18 protein-coding genes are annotated in these 19602 nt (G+C 61.9%); 10 read left to right on the top strand and 8 right to left on the bottom strand.

Going from position 1 to position 19602, the window contains the following annotated elements:
* Positions 1 to 46: 46 nt before the first annotated feature.
* A complete protein-coding gene (tfpB, locus tag AC0T4W_RS19475; RefSeq protein WP_476321809.1) occupies positions 47 to 1831 on the bottom strand; it encodes a type IV pilus assembly ATPase TfpB in 1785 nt (594 codons plus the stop codon).
* Positions 1832 to 2090: 259 nt separating this feature from the next.
* A complete protein-coding gene (gene rpiA / locus AC0T4W_RS19470) occupies positions 2091 to 2765 on the bottom strand; it encodes a ribose-5-phosphate isomerase RpiA (RefSeq protein ID WP_476321807.1) in 675 nt (224 codons plus the stop codon).
* A gap of 158 nt (positions 2766 to 2923) precedes the next feature.
* Here rpiA and ilvA point away from each other — a divergent pair, with 158 nt between their 5' ends.
* The 3 genes from ilvA (at position 2924) to AC0T4W_RS19455 (ending at position 6070) form a co-directional block, all read left to right on the top strand.
* Entirely contained in the window at positions 2924 to 4438 is a 1515-nt protein-coding gene (ilvA, locus tag AC0T4W_RS19465) for a threonine ammonia-lyase, biosynthetic (RefSeq protein WP_476321805.1), read from the top strand.
* A 26-nt stretch (positions 4439 to 4464) separates the two neighbouring features.
* Positions 4465 to 4905, top strand: a complete 441-nt coding sequence (locus AC0T4W_RS19460; protein ID WP_476321803.1) for a DUF2269 family protein — start codon at positions 4465 to 4467, stop codon at positions 4903 to 4905.
* Between the two features lie 145 nt (positions 4906 to 5050).
* Entirely contained in the window at positions 5051 to 6070 is a 1020-nt protein-coding gene (locus AC0T4W_RS19455; protein ID WP_476316403.1) for an IS110 family RNA-guided transposase, read from the top strand.
* 320 nt (positions 6071 to 6390) lie between these two features.
* Here AC0T4W_RS19455 and AC0T4W_RS19450 read toward each other — a convergent pair whose 3' ends face one another.
* The gene (locus AC0T4W_RS19450; RefSeq protein WP_476321801.1) at positions 6391 to 7044 is read right to left on the bottom strand and encodes a histidinol-phosphatase; all 654 of its coding nucleotides are present in this window, start codon (positions 7042 to 7044) and stop codon (positions 6391 to 6393) included.
* Positions 7045 to 7199: 155 nt separating this feature from the next.
* Here AC0T4W_RS19450 and AC0T4W_RS19445 point away from each other — a divergent pair, with 155 nt between their 5' ends.
* Genes AC0T4W_RS19445 through AC0T4W_RS19435 form a run of 3 tightly spaced genes read left to right on the top strand, consistent with a single transcriptional unit; the run spans position 7200 to position 10851 of the window.
* Positions 7200 to 7679: an RNA pyrophosphohydrolase gene (locus AC0T4W_RS19445; protein ID WP_090251327.1), complete on the top strand. Its 480-nt coding sequence runs from the start codon at positions 7200 to 7202 to the stop codon at positions 7677 to 7679.
* 18 nt (positions 7680 to 7697) lie between these two features.
* On the top strand, positions 7698 to 9977 hold the full coding sequence (gene ptsP / locus AC0T4W_RS19440; protein ID WP_476321799.1) for a phosphoenolpyruvate--protein phosphotransferase: 2280 nt from the start codon (positions 7698 to 7700) through the stop codon (positions 9975 to 9977).
* Positions 9978 to 9990: 13 nt separating this feature from the next.
* Positions 9991 to 10851, top strand: a complete 861-nt coding sequence (locus AC0T4W_RS19435) for a DUF6929 family protein (RefSeq protein WP_476321797.1) — start codon at positions 9991 to 9993, stop codon at positions 10849 to 10851.
* 15 nt (positions 10852 to 10866) lie between these two features.
* On the opposite strand, the gene AC0T4W_RS19430 is transcribed toward AC0T4W_RS19435, so the two are convergent.
* Together AC0T4W_RS19430 and AC0T4W_RS19425 are read right to left on the bottom strand one after the other, a co-directional pair.
* On the bottom strand, positions 10867 to 11613 hold the full coding sequence (locus AC0T4W_RS19430) for an NRDE family protein (protein WP_476321795.1): 747 nt from the start codon (positions 11611 to 11613) through the stop codon (positions 10867 to 10869).
* A 3-nt stretch (positions 11614 to 11616) separates the two neighbouring features.
* On the bottom strand, positions 11617 to 11985 hold the full coding sequence (locus AC0T4W_RS19425) for a hypothetical protein (protein ID WP_476321793.1): 369 nt from the start codon (positions 11983 to 11985) through the stop codon (positions 11617 to 11619).
* A gap of 121 nt (positions 11986 to 12106) precedes the next feature.
* On the opposite strand from AC0T4W_RS19425, the gene AC0T4W_RS19420 reads away from it, so the two are divergent.
* The 3 genes from AC0T4W_RS19420 to AC0T4W_RS19410 are packed head-to-tail and all read left to right on the top strand — an operon-like array spanning position 12107 to position 14493.
* Positions 12107 to 12889 (top strand): sulfite exporter TauE/SafE family protein, encoded by a 783-nt coding sequence (locus AC0T4W_RS19420; protein ID WP_476321791.1) that lies wholly within the window; start codon positions 12107 to 12109, stop codon positions 12887 to 12889.
* Between the two features lie 9 nt (positions 12890 to 12898).
* Positions 12899 to 13702, top strand: coding sequence for a prolipoprotein diacylglyceryl transferase (gene lgt / locus AC0T4W_RS19415; RefSeq protein ID WP_311089646.1), 804 nt, complete (start codon positions 12899 to 12901; stop codon positions 13700 to 13702).
* Complete coding sequence (locus AC0T4W_RS19410; RefSeq protein WP_476321789.1) at positions 13699 to 14493, top strand: thymidylate synthase; 795 nt, start codon at positions 13699 to 13701, stop codon at positions 14491 to 14493. Before lgt ends, AC0T4W_RS19410 begins: the two co-directional genes overlap by 4 nt.
* Positions 14494 to 14568: 75 nt before the next feature.
* Here the strand turns inward: AC0T4W_RS19410 and AC0T4W_RS19405 are convergent, their stop codons facing one another.
* From AC0T4W_RS19405 to AC0T4W_RS19395, 3 genes are all read right to left on the bottom strand, one after another.
* Positions 14569 to 15936, bottom strand: a complete 1368-nt coding sequence (locus AC0T4W_RS19405; protein ID WP_476321787.1) for a GTPase/DUF3482 domain-containing protein — start codon at positions 15934 to 15936, stop codon at positions 14569 to 14571.
* An 81-nt stretch (positions 15937 to 16017) separates the two neighbouring features.
* Positions 16018 to 17415 carry a DUF2868 domain-containing protein gene (locus tag AC0T4W_RS19400; RefSeq protein ID WP_476321785.1) on the bottom strand — a complete coding sequence of 466 codons (1398 nt, stop codon included), beginning with the start codon at positions 17413 to 17415 and terminating at the stop codon, positions 16018 to 16020.
* A gap of 60 nt (positions 17416 to 17475) precedes the next feature.
* Positions 17476 to 18621, bottom strand: a complete 1146-nt coding sequence (locus AC0T4W_RS19395; RefSeq protein ID WP_476321783.1) for a glycerophosphodiester phosphodiesterase — start codon at positions 18619 to 18621, stop codon at positions 17476 to 17478.
* 154 nt (positions 18622 to 18775) lie between these two features.
* On the opposite strand from AC0T4W_RS19395, the gene AC0T4W_RS19390 reads away from it, so the two are divergent.
* The gene (locus tag AC0T4W_RS19390; protein WP_476321781.1) at positions 18776 to 19300 is read left to right on the top strand and encodes a dihydrofolate reductase; all 525 of its coding nucleotides are present in this window, start codon (positions 18776 to 18778) and stop codon (positions 19298 to 19300) included.
* Positions 19301 to 19602 lie beyond the last annotated feature (302 nt).

Here is a 19602-nt window from a genome sequence, read left to right as displayed (position 1 = left end):
GCCTGTTTTCAACGCAGTAGGGCCGACGCGCAGCAGATCATTAAGGTTATTTCTGCTCGCTCTGCGGGGTAACCCGCAATACTTCCTCAATAGTGGTCAGGCCAGCGGCGACCTTCTGTGCGCCGGAAAGGCGCAGGCTGCGCATGCCTTCCTTGAACGCATGGCGGCGCAGGGCAACCAGGTCGGTGTCGGCGGTGATCAGCGGTTTCATCGCATCGTTGATCAACATGATTTCATACACCCCGGCGCGGCCACGGTAACCGGTGTCGCGGCATTCCAGGCAGCCTACAGCACTGCATGCCTGAGTCGGCAGTGGCGCACTCCAGGGTTTGGTCAGGCTCTGCCAGCCGTCTTCATCCAGTGTCTGCGGTGCCTTGCAGTGCGGACACAGGGTGCGCACCAGACGCTGCGCCATCACGCCAAGCAGGGTGGATTTGAGCAGGTAGTGCGGCACGCCCAGTTCCAACAAGCGGGTGATGGCGCTGGGGGCGTCGTTGGTGTGCAGGGTCGACAGCACCAAGTGGCCGGTGAGCGCCGCCTGGATCGCCATCTCGGCGGTTTCCAGGTCGCGAATTTCGCCGACCATGATGATGTCCGGGTCTTGGCGCATCAGTGCACGCACGCCGCTGGCGAAGGTCAGGTCGATGTTGCTCTGCACCTGCATTTGGTTGAAGGCCGGTTCGATCATCTCGATGGGGTCTTCGATGGTGCATAGGTTGACCTCGCTGGTCGCCAGTTTCTTCAACGTGGTGTACAGCGTGGTGGTCTTGCCCGAACCGGTTGGGCCTGTGACCAGGATGATGCCGTTGGGCTGGCTGGTCATGTATTCCCAGCGGCGCAGGTCATCGGCGGAAAAGCCCAGTTGGTCGAAGCTTTTCAGCAGCACTTCCGGGTCGAAAATCCGCATCACCATTTTTTCGCCAAAGGCGGTGGGCAGGGTCGACAGCCGCAGCTCCACTTCACCGCCGTCTGGGGTCTTGGTCTTGACTCGGCCATCCTGGGGTTTGCGTTTTTCTGCAACGTTCATCCGCCCGAGGCTTTTCAAGCGGCTGACGATGGCCATGGTCACCTGGGGCGGGAATTGGTAGACGGTGTGCAGCACGCCGTCGATACGAAAGCGCACGCTGCCCTGCTCGCGGCGCGGCTCGATATGAATATCGCTGGCGCGCTGGGTGAAGGCGTATTGGAACAACCAGTCAACGATATTGACGATATGTGCGTCGTTGGCGTCGGGTTCCTGATCCTGAGCGCCGAGGTTGAGCAGTTGCTCGAAGTTGCCCACGCCGCTGATCTTAGTGTCGCCGGCCGAGGCGCCGCTGACCGACTTGGCCAGGCGGTAGAACTCCACGGTAAAGCGCTGGATATCCGTCGGGCTGGCCACCACGCGCTTGATCGGACGCTTGAGCACATGGGTGAGGTTGGCTTCCCAGCTGTTTACCAATGGCTCGCTGCTGGCGATGGTCACGCTGTCGCTGTCCACCGCCACAGCAAGAATCTTGTGGCGCTGGGCGAAGGCGTAGGACATCAGCGGGGTTATGGCGGCGACATCGATCTTCAGTGGGTCGATGCGCAGGAAGGGCTGGCCGCATTGCTCCGCCAGCCAACTGGTCAGCCCTTCCAGCTCAAGCTTTTTGCCTGGATTTTTCAGGTCATCGAGTTGCTGGGCGGCAAGAAACTCCAGCGGGTGCTGCTTATTGTTGACGGCGCTGCGGCGGATCGCCAGGCACTGTTCGGCATTGTCTTGGTCGGTTCGGCCTTGGACGACCAGCTCACGCAACAGATCGGCGAGCTCCAGCTGGCGATCATGGGCGGACGAGGCAAATGCAGACATAGAACTCCCTGATGATCCTGAACACTAAGCAGGCCGTTGAAGAACTACCTGCGTTGACAATACTGCGTCAAAAACAGGCTCGGAATGCTCATGTACAAAAGTACACTCCGCGTCCTCGCCTATTTTTTCCTTGTCTCGCCTGCCTCGCCTACGTTTTCAACGATCTGCTAAGCAGGCCAGCAGCATGACGCCAAGGGCACGGACTGTCTGCCGACTTAATCCAGTTTTGCACAGTCGCCGAATATTGCTGCTCTGGGTGTCAGGCGCGTTTCAGCGTTTTTACACCGTCGGCTGTGCCGAGCAGCAGCAGATCGGCCGGGCGGGCAGCGAACAGACCATTGGTGACCACGCCGACGATGGCATTGATCTGCGCTTCCAGTTCGGCCGGGCGGGTGATGGACAGGTTGTGCACATCGAGAATCACATTACCGTTATCGGTCAACACGCCTTCGCGGTACACCGGGTCGCCGCCGAGCTGCACCAGTTGGCGGGCAACGTGGCTGCGCGCCATCGGGATGACTTCCACCGGCAGGGGGAAGTTGCCCAGTACCGGCACCAGCTTGCTGGCGTCGGCGATGCAGATAAAGGTCTGCGCCACGGCCGCAACGATCTTCTCGCGGGTCAGGGCTGCGCCGCCGCCCTTGATCAGGTTGAGGTGCTCATCGCTCTCGTCAGCACCGTCGATATAGAACTCCAGGTCACTGACGTTGTTCAGCTCATATACCGGGATGCCGTGTTCTTTGAGGCGCGCGGCGGTGGCTTCGGAGCTGGCCACTGCGCCGTCGAAATCAAATTTGTGCTTGGCCAGAGCGTCGATAAAACAGTTGGCGGTGGAGCCGGTGCCGACTCCGATCACACTCTTGGCGTCGAGTTTGGGGAGAATAAAGTCGACGGCAGCCTGGGCGACGGCTTGCTTGAGTTGATCCTGGTTCATCATGGGGCCTGGCGTGGGAGTGAGGAAAGGCGCGAATTATAGCGCGGCTGGGCCGCCAGCGGACCTGAGGCGGGAAAACCCTGTGCGTTATGTGGTCGATCTGCGCAACCCTGGGGTAGACTCGCGAACTCCCTGAAAAGCCGCCTGCGATGCCCGCCATGCTCGAACAGTACGTCAAAAAGATCCTCACCTCGCGCGTCTATGACGTGGCGGTGGAAACCCCGTTGCAAGCCGCCAATCAGCTTTCCGAGCGCCTGGGTAACCAGATTCTGCTCAAGCGCGAAGACCTGCAGCCGGTGTACTCGTTCAAGATTCGCGGTGCCTACAACAAGCTGACGCAGCTCTCGGCTGAAGAGCAGGCGCGCGGCGTGGTCACCGCCTCGGCTGGCAACCATGCCCAAGGCCTGGCGCTGGCGGCCAAGGTGCTGGGCGTTAAAGCCACCATCGTGATGCCCAAGACCACCCCGGAGATCAAGGTTCAAGGCGTGCGCTCACGCGGCGGCAAGGTGGTGCTGCATGGCGACAGCTTCCCCGAAGCGCTGGCCTACTCGCTGAAGCTGGTGGATGAAAAGGGCTACATCTTTATCCACCCCTACGATGACCCGCACACCATCGCTGGCCAGGGCACTATCGCCATGGAAATCCTTCGTCAGCAGCCCGGCCAGCTCGACGCGATCTTCGTCCCGGTGGGCGGCGGCGGGCTGATTGCGGGTATCGCGGCTTACGTGAAATACCTGCGCCCGGAGATCAAGATCATCGGCGTCGAACCCGACGACTCCAACTGCCTGCAAGCTGCCATGGCTGCTGGCGAGCGCGTGGTGCTGTCGCAGGTCGGGCTGTTTGCCGATGGCGTGGCCGTAGCGCAAATCGGCGAGCACACCTTTGCCGTCTGCAAGGACTATGTCGACGAGGTGATCACCGTCAGCGCTGACGAGATGTGTGCGGCGATCAAGGATATCTACGACGATACCCGCTCAATCACCGAGCCGTCCGGCGCACTCAGCGTCGCCGGGATCAAGAAGTATGTAGAGCGTGAAGGCTGCCGCGGCCAGGTACTGGTCGGCATCGACTCGGGGGCCAACGTCAACTTCGACCGCCTGCGCCATGTCGCCGAGCGTGCCGAGCTGGGAGAAAAGCGCGAAGCGATCATCGCCGTGACCATCCCCGAGCAGCCTGGCAGCTTCAAGGCCTTCTGCGAGGCTATCGGCAAACGCCAGATCACCGAGTTCAACTACCGCTACCACGAAGATAAAGCCGCGCACATCTTCGTCGGCGTGCAGACCCATCCGGACAGCGATCCGCGTGCCGCGCTGGTGCAAGGGCTGCGTGATCAAGGCTTCCCGGTACTGGACCTGACCGATAACGAACTGGCCAAACTGCATATCCGCCATATGGTCGGCGGCCATGCGGCAGCGGTGCCGGATGAATGTGTATACCGCTTCGAGTTTCCCGAGCGGCCGGGCGCGCTGTTTAATTTCTTACAAAAACTCGGTGGCCGCTGGAACATCTCGATGTTCCACTACCGCAACCACGGCGCTGCTGATGGTCGCGTAGTGGCGGGCCTGCAAGTGCCGCAAGCGGAGCGTCATCTGGTGCCGGCGGCGCTGGAAGCCATCGGCTATCCCTATTGGGATGAGAGCGATAACCCGGCGTACACACTCTTTCTTGGATAAGCCGGAAACCCGGTAGGACTGAATCGATGGAACATTACCCACTGCTAAAAATGCTGCACATGTTGCCCGGCATCCTCTTGCTGGTTGGCGTGCTGGTGCATCTGTTTATGCTCTGGAAAGCTTCGCGCAGTGGCGATGCCACTGTTCTGCAACGCAAGCTCAAGCGCACCCGTCTGATCAGCATGCCAGTGCTCGCCCTGCTGGCCCTGAGCCTGCCTGTAACCGGTTGGTTGCTGGTTGACCTTATCGGTTTGCCGCTGAGCCAAACCTGGCTGTTGTTCAGCAGTGTGCTGTTCGGCGTGCTGATGGTGGCCGGTTTGTTGCTGGCGGGCCGCTTGAGTGCCTGGCAAGCCCTGAATGGCGCGCCGGCTCCCAAACGCCTGCTGGGTTTTTGCGCCGGCTATGCGGGGCTGATTGTGTTGCTGCTGCTGGTGATCATGGGCCTGATGGGCGCCAAACCGGCCTGAGCAAGAACCCCAATAAAAACGCCGCCTGATCAGGCGGCGTTTTTATTGGCGCCGTAGGACAATGAGATGGACTCCTCCCTCCTACGGCGTCTATGCGCCAGACTGAGGTTGTCACAACCAAACAGCCACGAAGGGAGGAGTCACCATGAAACTTAAGCGAATCGGCATCGATTTGGCAAAACAGGTTTTTCAAGTTCATGGCGTCGATAGCCACGAGCAGGTGAAGTGCCGTAAGCAGCTCAAGCGTTCACAGATGCTGGATTTCTTCCGCCAACAAGAGCCGTGCCTGGTGGCGATGGAGGCCTGTGGTAGTTCGCATTACTGGGCGCGCGAGCTAGGCAAGTTGGGGCATGAAGTGCGGTTGATTGCGCCGCAGTTCGTCAAACCCTACGTCAAGAGTGGTAAGAACGACGCCAACGACGCGGAGGCGATTTGCGAGGCTGCCAGCCGACCCACGATGCGTTATGTCGCGGTGAAGAGTGCCGACCAGCAAGCTGGGCAGTCGGTGCACCGGATCAGAAGCCGGTTAATCAGGGCGCGTACAGCGTTGGTTAACGAGATACGTGGCTTGCTTGGCGAGTTCGGTTTGGTTGCGAGTCGCCAGGGAATAGCGGCCACCCGCGCGTTGCTGCAGCAGGCGCTGGACGAACACCAGACATTACCGGGCGAGCTGCACGAAATGCTGGAGCTCTTGCGTGATGAGCTGCAGGGACAGGATGAGCGAATCAAACAGCTGGACGGCATGCTTCACCGTCAGGTTAAGACGGATGAGCGTGTCCAGCGTTTGCTGCAGGTGGAGGGCGTTGGCCCGATCAGCGCGACTGCCGTGGTGTCTGCAGTGGGTGATGCACGGCAGTTCAGTTCGGGCAGACAGTTCGCGGCCTGGCTGGGATTAGTGCCGAGCCAGCATTCAAGTGGCGGCAAAGAACGTCTGGGGCACATCAGCAAAAAGGGTGACTGTTACCTGCGCACGTTATTGGTCCATGGCGCTCGTGCGGTGCTGAAGACCTGTAAGGAAAAGACGGATCGACGCAGCACCTGGCTGCAGCAGTTGCAGTGTCGACGCAACACAAATATCGCCACGGTCGCCTTGGCGAACAAGAATGCCCGGATCATCTGGGCGATCCTCAGCAAGGGGGAAGACTATCAACCTGCTGAGGCGTAAACCTGAAGTACCCAAGCAGGAATGAAGTGACACCGTAGAAGATCCACCACGATTGCACAGTGACATGCAGTGATGACGAACCGGTCGAGCCGGCATGTGTAAAACCTGCTTTACCCACAGGCCCTCTGTAAACCAAGGCCGCTAGGGCGATCAGGAACACATGAGCGGATATTCATCATGGCTCAAGGCACCCAACGCCTTATCAGAAGCCGGATATACGGAAGCAGTCGTACCTAGGTTCGTTGGATGTGTATTTCACTGGCAAAACGGGAGGAGTCCATATATGGGTTGAGCGCAGCGATACCCATCAATACAGCGGCTTAGCGCAGCGAAATCACCGGCCAGCCGCGTTTTTCGGCCTCGGTGCGCAGTTTCGGATCGGGGTCGACGGCGAAGGGGTGGGTGACTTGCTCCAGCAGCGGCAGGTCGTTCATGGAGTCGCTGTAGAAGTAGCTGTCGTTGAGGTTCAGGCCGCTGTCTGCCAGCCAACGGTTAAGGCGGGTGACCTTGCCTTCCTTAAAGCACGGCACGTCGGTGGTGCGCCCGGTGTAGCGGTCGTCCGCCATTTCGCATTCGGTGGCCAGCAGGGTGTCGACACCCAGGCGCGTGGCAATCGGCGCGGTGACGAAGCGGTTGGTGGCGGTGATGATCAGCAGCTTGTCGCCAGCTTCGCGGTGTTCGGCCAGCAGCGCTTCGCCCTTGGCGAGGATGATCGGCTCGACGCAATCGCGCATAAACTCGCGGTGCCACTGCTCCAGTTGGACCATTTCCGTGCGGCCGAGAATTTCCAGGCTGAAATTCAGGTAGTCGGTGATGTTCAGTTGGCCGGCCAGGTAGTCCTGATAGAACGCATCGTTGCGCGCCTTGTAGGCGATGCCGTCGAGGATGCCGCGTTCACACAGGTAATCACCCCAGGCGTGATCGCTGTCGCCGCCGAGCAGGGTGTTGTCGAGATCGAATAAAGCCAAACGCACGGGAGCACCTATCATCGCAAGGGTCTGAGGGCGCTGAGGATAACGGCTTTTATAGGTCATTCCTATTACGCGCCCCGCTCGCGTTGCTGCTGCCGCGGCCTTTGTGGAACAATGCCCGCATGTCTTAAATTCAGGCGTTTACGAGGTTGTGTGCCGTGATCGATTCCGATGGTTTTCGCCCCAATGTCGGCATCATTCTGACCAATGATGTCGGCCAGGTGCTGTGGGCGCGTCGGATAAACCAGGACGCTTGGCAGTTCCCGCAAGGCGGGATCAATGACCATGAGTCGCCGGAAGAAGCGCTGTACCGCGAATTGAATGAAGAAGTAGGCCTGGAACAGCAGGATGTGAAAATTCTCGCCTGCACCCGGGGCTGGTTGCGTTATCGTCTGCCTCAGCGCTTGGTGCGCACGCACAGCCAACCGCTGTGCATCGGGCAGAAACAGAAGTGGTTTCTCCTGCGTTTGACCGGCGCAGAAGATCGGGTGCGCATGGACCTGACCGGCAAGCCGGAGTTCGACGGCTGGCGCTGGGTCAGTTATTGGTACCCGTTGGGCCAGGTGGTGACATTCAAGCGCGAGGTTTATCGTCGCGCCCTTAAGGAACTCGCTCCGCGCCTTTTAGCGCGGGACTGACACAGGCTAGAGCCAAGCATGCTCAATACGCTGCGCAAGATTGTCCAGGAAGTAAATGCCGCCAAGGACCTCAAGGCGGCGCTGGGCATTATCGTGCAGCGAGTGCGCGAGGCCATGGGCAGCCAGGTGTGCTCGGTCTACCTGCTGGACCCGGAAACCAATCGCTTTGTGCTGATGGCCACCGAGGGCTTGAACAAGCGCTCCATTGGCAAGGTCAGCATGGCTCCCAACGAAGGCCTGGTCGGCCTGGTCGGGACCCGCGAAGAGCCGCTGAACCTGGAGAACGCCTCCGAACACCCGCGCTACCGCTACTTTGCCGAAACCGGTGAGGAGCGCTACGCCTCCTTTCTTGGGTCGCCGATCATCCACCACCGCAAGGTGATGGGCGTGTTGGTGATCCAGCAGAAGGAACGTCGCCAGTTCGACGAGGGTGAAGAAGCCTTTCTGGTGACCATGAGCGCCCAGCTCGCCGGGGTTATCGCCCACGCCGAGGCCACGGGCTCGATCCGTGGTCTGGGGCGGCAAGGCAAGGGCATTCAGGAAGCCAAGTTCGTCGGTGTGCCGGGCTCGCCCGGTGCGGCTGTGGGTACGGCGGTGGTGGTATTGCCGCCGGCTGACCTGGAAGTGGTGCCGGATAAAACTATCGATGACATCGCCGCCGAGCTTGCGCTGTTCACTAGCGCCTTGGAAGGCGTGCGCAGCGACATGCGCGCGCTCTCGGCGAAGATGGCCAGCCAGCTGCGCCCCGAAGAGCGCGCGCTGTTCGACGTCTATTTGATGATGCTGGAAGACGCCGCCCTGGGTAACGAGGTGGTCAAGGTCATCCGGACCGGCCAGTGGGCCCAGGGTGCACTGCGTCAGGTGATCGGCGAGCACATCAACCGTTTCGAGTTGATGGACGACGCCTACCTGCGCGAGCGCGCCAGCGACGTCAAAGACCTCGGTCGGCGCTTGCTCGCCTATTTGCAGCAGGCGCGACAGCAGACCCTGGTCTACCCGGACAACTGCATTCTGGTCAGCGAAGAGCTGTCGCCGGCGATGCTGGGCGAGGTACCGGAAGGCAAGCTGGTCGGCCTGGTGTCGGTGCAGGGCTCGGGTAACTCCCATGTGGCGATCTTTGCCCGCGCCATGGGTATTCCCACGGTCATGGGTGTGGTCGACCTGCCGTACTCGAAGATCGACGGCATTCAGCTGATCGTCGACGGCTACCACGGCGAGGTGTTCACCAACCCCAGCGAAGTGTTGCGCAAGCAATACGCAGAAGTGGTCGAGGAAGAGCGCCAGCTGGCCCAGGGCCTCGATGCGCTGCGTGCCTTGCCGTGCGAAACCCTCGATGGCCACCGCATGCCGCTATGGGTCAACACCGGCCTGCTCGCTGATGTAAAGCGTGCCCAGGAGCGCGGGGCCGAAGGTGTTGGCCTGTACCGCACCGAAGTGCCATTTATGATCAAGGAACGCTTCCCCAGCGAGAAGGAACAGCTGGCGATTTATCGCGAACAGCTGGCCGCCTTCCACCCGCTGCCGGTGACCATGCGCAGCCTGGATATCGGCGGCGACAAGGCGCTGAGCTATTTCCCGATCAAGGAAGAAAACCCCTTCCTCGGTTGGCGCGGCATTCGCGTGACCCTCGACCACCCGGAAATCTTCCTGGTGCAGACCCGCGCCATGCTCAAGGCCAGTGAAGGCTTGAACAACCTGCGCATCCTGTTGCCGATGATTTCCGGGATTCAGGAGTTGGAAGAGGCACTGCACCTGATTCACCGCGCCTGGGGTGAAGTGCGCGATGAAGGCACCGATGTGCCGCTGCCACCGGTTGGTGTAATGATTGAAATTCCGGCGGCGGTTTATCAGGTGCGTGAACTCGCCCGCCAAGTCGACTTCCTCTCGGTCGGCTCGAATGACCTGACCCAATATCTGTTGGCCGTGGACCGGAACAATCCGCGCGTCGCCGATCTCTACGACTTCCTCCATCCTGCCGTGCTGCAAGCGCTGCGTATCGTGGTCGATGGCGCTCATGCCGAAGGCAAGCCGGTGAGCATCTGCGGTGAAATGGCCGGTGATCCGGCATGCGCCGTGTTGCTGATGGCCCTGGGGTTTGATGGCCTGTCGATGAACGCCACCAACCTGCCTAAGGTGAAGTGGTTGCTGCGCCAGATCAGCATGGGCAAGGCCCAGGAGTTGCTGGCGCAGATCATGACCATCGACAGCCCGCAGGTGATCCACAGCACCCTGCAACTGGCCCTGCGCAACCTCGGCCTGGGCCGCATGATCAATCCTGCGTCGGACATCCAGGCGTGAGCGCACGCCGCTCGTGCTGAGCCTTATCGATCACCCTCTGGCCTTGCGCCAACTGGCCACCCTGCGCCTGTCGGCAGCCAGTGCGCTGGTGCGTCAGGGGCAGAGTGTGTGGGTGCTGGCCGACGATGCGTTGGTGCTGCAACGCTACAGCCTGAGCGGTGACTTGCAGGCCGAGATAACCCTGTTGCCGGGCGAGTTGCCCGCCGATGCCAAACCGCGCAAGCGCCTTAAGCCGGATTTCGAAGCCTTGTTGCTATTGCCTGATGAGCGCCTGTTGGCGCTGGGCTCGGGTTCGACCAAGCGCCGCTGTCGCGGTTGCCTGGTTGAGGCGGGCAACGTGCGCGTTATCGATCTCAGTCCCTTGTATCAGGCGCTCGCGGAGCACTTTCAGGACCTGAATATCGAAGGCAGCGTGGTCTATTGCCAGCAGTTGCTGCTGGCACAACGCGGCAATGGCCGTGGTCGGGAAAATGCCCTGGTGTTGCTCGACTTGCCCCAGGTGCTGCGTGATCTGCAGGACGGACAGCTAAGTGCCGCCGCGCTGCAGCGCATTGTGCCGTTGCAATTGCCCGAGCTGGACGGCGTACCGTTAAGCCTGACCGACCTCAGTGTGACGCCCAGTGGCGCGTTGTATTTCACGGCCACGGCGGAGGCTACCGATTCCAGCTACCTGGACGGTGCCTGCGTCGGCAGCGTGCTTGGACAGTTGGATGCGCAGTTGAGCATCGTCGAGCTGAGCCGCCTGGCGCCGGTGGTGAAGATCGAGGGACTGGCCTTCCAGGCCGATGGTCGACCGCTGCTGGTTGCCGATGCCGACGATCCGACGATTGCCTCGCCGCTGTTTGCCCTTGATGGGTTTAGCGAGCCCGCCTGACGCGACTGAACTGCCTCAACACTGCAAAACCACTTCGCCCAGACAACAGCCATTGCTGCCGAACGTGCGCTCGGCCAGCACGCGGCTGCCGTCGGCATTGACGATCAAGGCGGTGCTGGCGCGGGTGCCATAAGTGTTGCTGGCAATAAACACGCTTGAAAGCAGGCGCTCGCCAGTCAGGCCGATGCCGGTTTGTGGCAGTTCAGCGTCCGCTGCGCGCGTGGGGTCGACCAGCAGCTTGAACAGCATCTGTGGTTGTGGCTCATGCAAGCCGTTGTGCAGTGCCTGTTTGGCCCGCTGCAGCTTGGGCCAGGGCGTATCCAGGTCGGCATTCGACAGGCCGTGCACGCCTTCGGCCAATGGCGTGGCGCGTCCTGTCAGGGAGTTGAAATGCCAGAGCTGCTGACTGTCACCCAGTAGCAGATTAAAGCCGCTGTAATGCCGGCGCTGCTCGTTCAGGTTATGCAGAAAACCCTCGACGCTGTGGCTACCGGAAAGAAAGGCCACTGGCAGCTCGCCCCGTGAGCGGCCGCCTTGAGCCTGGCCGGGGTCGCGAATATTGGTCAGGGCGGCAAAGCGCCCGTTGGGGCCGACGCCCAGCCAGGTGCCGCCGGCCTGCAGGTCGCGCCCGGCAATCACTCCGGGTACATCGGGCCATTCGGCCAGGGGCTGGCTGGGGCGCTCGTAGAACTCATCACGGTTGGCGGCCAGCAGCAACGGCTGGGCATGGCCCGGTCGCCAGGCCAGGACGATCAGGCACATGGATTAGCTCCTTAACTTCGCCAGCACGCCGGCGCTGTCCAGTTCGTGGCCCAGGTGCAGGCGTACCTTGCGCGCGCCGCAGCCGAGGCCGAGTTCCAGCAGAATGCGTTCCTCGACTTGCGACAGACCACCTTCCAGGCGCTCCAGCGGTTGAATCAGCAGTTGCGGTGGGCGGCTCAGACGCAGAAAGCGCTTGTGCAGCAGTTCATCAATGCCGCGCTGCAGCAGTTGCTGCGCCGCAGCAAAATCCGCCACCAGCAGGCGTTGGTTGCTGAACGCCGGATCAGCCTGCAGGTGCAGCGCGCGGCCACTTTGCAGATGCGTCAGGTGCATCTGGTTACAGCTCAGCTTCAGGTACAGGGTCGGGCGCATGCTGGTCTATTCCACAAGCGATGCTGGCACTTTACGCAAAGCCTGAGCGGACATCCATCGCCCAAAGTAGAGTCCGGCCCTGTGCATCCGTTACCATGCCGGATTGTTTGCGGGGGTGCTGATGGAACTGCTGCTGTATTTGGCCCTGGGGGCTGCCGCTGGAACGCTTGCCGGGTTATTTGGTGTGGGCGGCGGCATTATCATCGTGCCAGTGCTGGTGCTGAGTTTTGCCGCCCAGGGCTTTGATCCGTTGATTCTGACGCACCTGGCGGTGGGCACGTCGCTGGCGACCATCATCTTCACCTCGGTCAACTCAGTAATCGAACACCAGCGTAAAGGTGCCGTGTTGTGGCCGGTATTTGCCTGGATGACCCTGGGCATTCTGCTCGGTGCCGGGCTGGGCGCAATGACCGCAGCGGCGATTCAGGGGCCGCTGCTGCAGAAGATCATCGGTGTATTCGCGATCATTATCGCGGTGCAGATGGCCCTGGAACTGAAACCCAAAGCCAGCCGCACTGTCCCAGGCAAGCCGGCACTGACCCTGGCCGGTGGCGTGATCGGCTGGGCTTCGGCGATTTTCGGGATTGGTGGCGGCTCGCTGACGGTGCCGTTCCTGACCTGGCGTAGCGTACCCATGCAGCAGGCGGTGGCCACGTCTTCGGCCTGCGGTCTACCGATTGCCCTGGCCAGTGCCCTGAGTTTTATCTGGCTGGGCTGGGATAAGCCCGCGCTGCCGGAGTGGAGCCTGGGCTTTGTCTACCTGCCAGCGCTGTTGGGGATCGCCATTCCCAGCATGTACTTTGCCCGTGTCGGCGCGCGCCTGGCGCACAAGCTGTCACCGCGCCTGCTTAAACGTCTGTTTGCCCTGCTGCTGTTTAGCGTGGGCCTGAGTTTTCTGATCTGAGGAACTGAAATGCTGCCTTACCCGCAGATTGACCCGGTTGCACTGGCCCTTGGCCCGCTGAAAATCCATTGGTACGGCTTGATGTACCTGATCGGCATCGGCGGTGCCTGGTGGCTGGCCTCGCGCCGGGTTAACGCCTTCGCGCCAACCTGGAACAAGGAAAAGCTCTCCGACCTGGTTTTCTGGGTCGCCATGGGCGTGATTCTCGGTGGTCGTCTGGGTTATGTACTGTTCTACGATCTGGCTGCTTATATCGCCGAGCCGGTGCGCATGCTGCGCATCTGGGAAGGCGGCATGTCGTTCCACGGCGGGCTGATCGGCGTGATGCTGGCCACCTGGTGGTTCGGCAAGCGCAACAACAAGAGCTTCTTCGAGCTGATGGACTTTATCGCGCCGTTGGTGCCGATTGGCCTGGGCGCCGGGCGCATCGGCAACTTTATCAACGCCGAGTTGTGGGGCAAGGCCACTGACGTGCCGTGGGCGATGATCTTTCCCACCGACCCGCAGCAACTGGCGCGGCACCCCTCGCAGCTGTACCAGTTCGCCCTGGAAGGCGTGGCGCTGTTTGCCATCCTCTGGTTCTACTCGCGCAAACCACGCCCGACCATGGCGGTGTCCGGCATGTTTGCCATGTGCTACGGCATCTTCCGCTTTATCGTCGAATTCGTCCGTGTGCCGGATGCCCAGCTCGGTTACCTGGCGGGCGGCTGGCTGACCATGGGCCAGGTACTCTGCGTACCGATGGTGCTCGGCGGCCTGGGCCTGATCGCCTATGCCTACAAACGCCAGGCGGCGCAGGAGGCCGTGCAATGAAACAGTACCTCGACCTGATGCGCCTGGTGCGCGAGACCGGCACGTTCAAACAGGACCGCACCGGCACCGGCACTTACAGCATTTTCGCCCACCAGATGCGCTTCAACCTGGCTGACGGCTTCCCGCTGGTGACCACCAAGAAGTGCCACCTCAAATCCATCATTCACGAGTTGCTGTGGTTTCTCCAGGGCGACACCAACATCAAGTACCTGAAGGACAACGGCGTGCGCATCTGGGACGAGTGGGCCGACGAAAACGGCGACCTCGGCCCGGTGTACGGTTACCAGTGGCGCAGCTGGCCGGCGCCGAACGGCGAGTCGATTGATCAGATCAGCAAGCTGATCGAGATGATCAAAAAGAACCCGGACTCGCGCCGCCTGATCGTCTCCGCCTGGAACCCGGCGCTGGTCGAGCAGATGGCCCTGCCGCCGTGTCACGCGCTGTTCCAGTTCTATGTCGCCGACGGCAAGCTCAGCTGCCAGTTGTATCAGCGTTCGGCGGACATATTTTTGGGCGTGCCCTTCAACATCGCCAGCTACGCGCTACTGACCTTGATGGTTGCCCAGGTCTGCGGCCTGCAGCCAGGTGATTTCATCTGGACCGGCGGCGACTGCCACCTGTACGCCAACCATCTTGAGCAGACTGATCTGCAGCTCTCCCGCGAGCCGCTGCCGCTGCCGGTGATGAAGCTCAACCCCGAGGTGAAAGACCTGCTGGCGTTCACGTTCGAAGACTTCGAACTGGTTGGCTACCAGGCGCATCCGCATATTCCGGCGCCTGTGGCGGTGTAACCCGGCCCAAACAGTAGCCCGGATGCAATCCGGGGCGTTTATCGTCGGTTAACCCCCCCCCGGATTTCATCCGGGCTACGACAACTCCGCTGCCAACCGCTGCACCTGCTCCTGGCGTTCGCTGTCTTCCAGTTGTGCGCCGGGGTTAAGCGATGACCATTCGGGGTGGGCGCGGGCTTTTTGCAGGGCGTCCGGCAGTTTGCCTTCGCGCCAGCTGGCGTCATGCGGGGTGCTCAGGTTGATGGCCTCGACGGCGGCGTGGCCGCGTGCTTCCAGGGCTTGCAGTAGCAGTTGCTGGCGCAGGGCGAGCAGGCGTAATACGGCGTCATCCACGGTAAGCTCGCGTTGGCCCTTGAGTTTGCCTTTCAGCCGCGCGCCATAGCCGCGCAGGGTCTGCGCGCTGCCGCCAATCACCGCACCGATCAGTGCTGCTGCGCCGAGGGTAATGCCGCCGACCAGCAGATCGACGCCGACGCCGGTGGCCGCGCCAGCGGCCATGCCGCCACCGACTTTGACGCCGAGTTGTTTTAGAGTTTCCGGGTTGAACAGATCATCGCCCCAGCGGCCGTCGAGCAGCGGCAGGTCACTGGCTTTGGCGTCGTCCTGGCGGAAGGCATACAGGCGCAGCAGGGCTTCCACACAGCGTTGTTCACGCTGGCGAATGGCCTGGTGCAGCTCGCGGATGGCGCCCTGTTCCAGTACGGCTTGCGCCGCAACGCTACGGCGGCAGGCGGCGCAGTCCAGCAGCAGTTCGGCGATCAATCGCGCGGCGCTGCTTTTGCGCAATTGGCGTTGTGCCTGGTGATCGTCAATCAGCCGTTGCAGTTGCGGGCGGGCCTTTTCCTGCAGCAGCGCCAGGCTGTCGTACAGGCGGCGTTCGCCATCCAGCGGCGGCGCGACGCTGTCGAAACACACCAGAGCATGTAAGCCCAGACGCGCCAGGGCGTCGCGCCAGTCCTGCTCGCGGTGCTGGCTGCTGCTGACGAAGTTGAGCACAGGCAGCAGCGGCCGGCCGCACATGCTCAGCACGGCCAGCTCATCACGGTATTTGGCCAGCACCGGCTCGCGTGCGTCGATCACGTACAGGCCGGCGCCTGAGGCTTGCAGTTGGCGCAGCACCTTGGCTTCCTGCTCGAAACGCTGGCGCGCTTCGCTGCCATCGAGAAAGCGCGCCAGCCGAGCCGGGCCGTCCAGGCGTTCGCCGGGGCGATCCAGGCGTTCCAGATAGTCGAGCAGGGCGATAGCGTCTTCCAGGCCGGGGGTGTCGTACAGCTCCAGCAGCGCCTGGCCGTCCACCGATAGCCGCGCGCCCTCGACGTGGCGGGTGGTGCTGGGGCGGTGGGATACCTCGCCAAAGCCGACATCACGGGTCAGGGTGCGCAACAGTGAGGTTTTGCCGACATTGGTGTGGCCGACCACGGCGAGTTTGAGTGGATGGCTCACATTGCCTCTCGTAGCCCGGATGAAATCCGGGAGCTTGCTTCGCGTTGTTGATAGTCCCCGGATTGCATCCGGGCTACGGGTTTAGTCATGGCCATGCTCCAGCCAACTGAACGGCGCGCTGTCGCTATAAGGCAGTTGCAACTGTTCCAATGCCCTATGCCAGTCGCCCAAACGCGCGCTGTCCAGCGCTTCGCCGGGTGGTGGGGGTAGCAGCCAGATACGCGTGGCGGCTGCGCTGCGCGCCAGTTCGCCAAGCAGCGCCAGGCTGCCGCGATCCGGCGAGCGGCGTGGGTCGCAGGCAATCAGCAGGCGTGCCGGTGGGAAGCGATTGAGCTGGTCGAGCAACTGGTTGCGCTGCTCGCGGCTGTCGATCACCCCGGCATCGCCGATGCCTTTGGGCAAAACAGGTGGCCAGCTGCGCTGTGGGTCCAGCTCGATAGCGACCAGCAGCGCGCCCTGGCTGCCTTCGGTAAGGCTGCCGGCTTGCGGTTGATGCAGCTGCGCTGGGGCGGCATCGCATACGCCGAGGCGCTCGCTGCTCGGTTGTAGGCGTTCGCGCAACAGGCTGTAGCCGGGCAGGCTGAGGTCCAGGCTGAGCGCCGCACAGCCCCGGCGCCAACGCCATAGGCAGAGCAGCAGCAGGCCCAGGCGTGGCAGTACGCCGTAGATCAGCACTGCACCAATCAGCCAGACGGCCCAGCTCTGGCGCACCAGTTCAGTGTTGTACACATCACTGGTGCTGGCGTGGATCATGGCTACCGTTGGCGCGCTGAAGCCCAACGCCCGTGGCAGCACGCTCAGGGCATTGGTGATGGCAACGAAAGTATCGGCACCGAGGAGGGTGCTCTCCCAGACAAAGCCGTAACGGCGGGTGGTCAGCAGGGCCAGCAGGGTCAGCAGCGCAGTCAGCAGGGTCAGCAGCCAAAAGCCCTGCACCAGCACGCCCAGGCCCCAGCGGCTAAGGCGTTGGCGTTGCAACATCAACAGCAGGGCCGGCGCCAGTTGCGCGGCCTGGGCATCGCGGGCAAGTTTGGCGCTCAGCCACAACCACAGATGGCCGAGAACACCTGCGCTGTCGCGGCTTAGCAACAGGCCCAGCGCCCAGCCCAGCAGTAGAAGCAGGTTCAGCCCGAGCAGGCTGCCCAGGGCCCAGAACACATTGACCGGGCGCAGGCCATCTCCCAGCGCTGCCACCGCCAGGCCGCTGCCGCTAAGAATGGCCAACAGCACTAGAAACAGTCCGGCCAGGCGTGCGCCTTGTAACCAATGCTGCAGCGCGTGCACCTGGCCATCGCGTTCGGCGAGCAGCCAGGCGCGGGTCTGGATACGTTCGTCGAGTGCGCCCCCCTGGGTCTGGGCGCGGCGGTTAGCTTCGCTGTCTTCCAGCGGGCCGGCATGTTCCTCGCGCAGGCGGATGGTTTCAGTTAGCCAGAGGCGGTGCAGCGTGTTGGGGGTGGTGGCGGTCACACGGCGTCTCATCGATCAGGTCAGGGGTTGAGCATAACCGCTGCCGCCGTGTAGGGCTAAATCCGCTCTGCTTCAAGGCTTTGCGCGTAAGCGCACGGCGATGTCCGGCTGGTCGATAAACAGGCCGTCGATGCCTGCATCGAGAAACAGCTGAATTTCTGCCGCGCTATCGCCGCGTGCCTGTGGGTCGCTGCCATTACGCAGGTTGGCCGGGAGAAAGTTGTTTTCCGCGCGGAAGGTGTAAGGGTGCACCTTGAGCCCTGCGGCGTGGGCGTCGCGTACCAGAGTCGTGGCGCTGGTCAGATTGCCGTTGGCGTCGCGGGGGATGATCTGGCCTTTTTCCGGGCCGATACCAGCGGCATAACGGGCAATGGCGGCGAGGCCTGCGGGCGTGGTCATTTGCGCATAGCTCAGGTCGCTGCCCAGCACGTGTTGGTCATAGGGCTGGCCTTCGACCCACAGCAGCTGCACCAGGCGCAGCGGTGTCATGCGGCGCAGGGCCTTGAGGTTCTCGACCTCGAAGGACTGGATATACACCGGTGCCTTGGCGCTGTTATAGCCGTTTTTCTTCAGTAGTTTGACCAGCGGTTTCTCCAGGCCCAGGCCGAGTTGCTGGAAGTGAGTCGGGTGCTTGGTTTCCGGGTACAGGCCGATTACTCGCTGCTGGCTCAGTTGCAGGCTTTTCACCAGGTCGATGATTTCCTGCAGGGTGGGGATGCTGAAGCTGCCGTCCAGGCGGGCGTTGCCTGGACGAATCTGCGGGATGCGCTCGATGGCGCGCAGGGTTTTCAGTTCAGCAAGGGTAAAGTCTTCGCTGAACCAGCCGTTGAGGCTCACGCCATCGACCGTCTGGGTGCGCTGGCGGTTGGCGAATTCGGGACGTTGGGCAACATCGGTGGTCAGGTCCAACTGGTTGTCGTGGCGGGCGACGAGTTGGCCGTCTTTGCTCATCACCAGGTCCGTCTCGATATAGTCGGCACCTTGCAGGACTGCCAGTGCGTAGGCCGCCAATGTGTGCTCAGGCACATAACCGCTGGCGCCTCGGTGGGCGATGATCAGTGGTTTGGCGTCGCCTCTGGGCTTGCCGTGGTGGCTTTGCGGCTGCTGCCGGGCCCAGTCGATGGCGGCCTGTACGCTGTCGGCCTGGGCCGGACTGGTGATGGCCAATAGTGGAGCCAGTAAGCTGGCGCAGAACAGGGTGCGGAATGTTTGGTACATGGCGGCGTCTCCTTGCGCGGGGTGGAAGTGTAAGCCTGCCTGGCTAACGGTGACGGTTCGACGACAGCCTGGCAACCGCCGCATGACAATGCCCGAACCTGTGCGCGGGTTGGCAGCGCCAAAGGTGGGCTGCGAGGTGCGCTAAGCCTCTGTTATGCTCGCGGCCATGAACAAGACTCTCCCCCTCAGCCTGATCGCCGCCCTCGCAGAAAACCGCGTGATCGGCCGCGATAATCATTTGCCCTGGCACTTGCCGGCAGACCTTAAGCACTTCAAGGCACTGACCTTGGGCAAGCCAATAATCATGGGTCGCAAGACCTGGGATTCTCTCGGTCGGCCCTTACCGGGCCGGCTTAATCTGGTGGTCAGCCGTCAGCCCGGTTTGCTGCTGGAGGGCGCAGAAGTGTTTGGCAGTCTCGAAGCCGCGATTGAGTGTGCTAATGCCTGGGCCCGTGAAGAGGATGCCGAAGAGCTGATGCTGATTGGCGGTGCGCAGTTGTACGAGCTGGGCCTGGCCCAGGCTGAGCGCTTGTACCTGACCCGCGTCGGCATCAGCCCCCAGGGCGATGCCTATTTCCCCGAGTTTGCCGAGGTTGACTGGCACTTGTCCTCGGCCATCGAGCATGCGCCGGGGCAGGAAGCGCCTGGGTATGTGTTCGAAGTGTGGGATCGCAAATAGCCCGTTCGGGCTGATCTTTCCAGCGCCGACTTGACGTGCGCCAAGGCGGGCGTTTTCGCGGCTATTTAGCATAGGGCGTTGCGAGGCAATGAGGCCTAAGATTAGGCCCAAGATGAAGCCCAAGATTAGGCCCAATGGGCCCTGCCAATGCCTGTTGGGCTTCGCTGCGCTCAACGCCAACCTACCTATGGCATGCAATAACTAACGTAGCCTTTTTCCAGGCCGCTACGCCGTTTACTTCTGTTCCACCTCTACAGGTTGTTCTTTATGCATGATGCTGATGCCGATCACGCTGCGGATTC

The organism is Pseudomonas sp. C7.1, from assembly GCF_056312395.1.
The sequence above is the reverse complement of the archived record's forward strand: the minus strand, read 5'-3'. Positions and strand labels throughout refer to the sequence as shown.

Bases quoted from the DNA above. Each gene is read 5' to 3' on its own strand.
- AC0T4W_RS19410 (WP_476321789.1), top strand. From the start codon at position 13,699: ATGAAACAGTACCTCGACCTGATGCGCCTGGTGCGCGAGACCGGCACG.
- AC0T4W_RS19395 (WP_476321783.1), bottom strand. From the start codon at position 18,621: ATGTACCAAACATTCCGCACCCTGTTCTGCGCCAGCTTACTGGCTCCA.
- AC0T4W_RS19430 (WP_476321795.1), bottom strand. From the start codon at position 11,613: ATGTGCCTGATCGTCCTGGCCTGGCGACCGGGCCATGCCCAGCCGTTG.
- AC0T4W_RS19420 (WP_476321791.1), top strand. From the start codon at position 12,107: ATGGAACTGCTGCTGTATTTGGCCCTGGGGGCTGCCGCTGGAACGCTT.
- ptsP (WP_476321799.1), top strand. From the start codon at position 7,698: ATGCTCAATACGCTGCGCAAGATTGTCCAGGAAGTAAATGCCGCCAAG.
- tfpB (WP_476321809.1), bottom strand. From the start codon at position 1,831: ATGTCTGCATTTGCCTCGTCCGCCCATGATCGCCAGCTGGAGCTCGCC.
- lgt (WP_311089646.1), top strand. From the start codon at position 12,899: ATGCTGCCTTACCCGCAGATTGACCCGGTTGCACTGGCCCTTGGCCCG.
- ilvA (WP_476321805.1), top strand. From the start codon at position 2,924: ATGCTCGAACAGTACGTCAAAAAGATCCTCACCTCGCGCGTCTATGAC.
- AC0T4W_RS19390 (WP_476321781.1), top strand. From the start codon at position 18,776: ATGCTCGCGGCCATGAACAAGACTCTCCCCCTCAGCCTGATCGCCGCC.
- AC0T4W_RS19425 (WP_476321793.1), bottom strand. From the start codon at position 11,985: ATGCGCCCGACCCTGTACCTGAAGCTGAGCTGTAACCAGATGCACCTG.
- rpiA (WP_476321807.1), bottom strand. From the start codon at position 2,765: ATGAACCAGGATCAACTCAAGCAAGCCGTCGCCCAGGCTGCCGTCGAC.
- AC0T4W_RS19455 (WP_476316403.1), top strand. From the start codon at position 5,051: ATGAAACTTAAGCGAATCGGCATCGATTTGGCAAAACAGGTTTTTCAA.
- AC0T4W_RS19400 (WP_476321785.1), bottom strand. From the start codon at position 17,415: ATGAGACGCCGTGTGACCGCCACCACCCCCAACACGCTGCACCGCCTC.
- AC0T4W_RS19460 (WP_476321803.1), top strand. From the start codon at position 4,465: ATGGAACATTACCCACTGCTAAAAATGCTGCACATGTTGCCCGGCATC.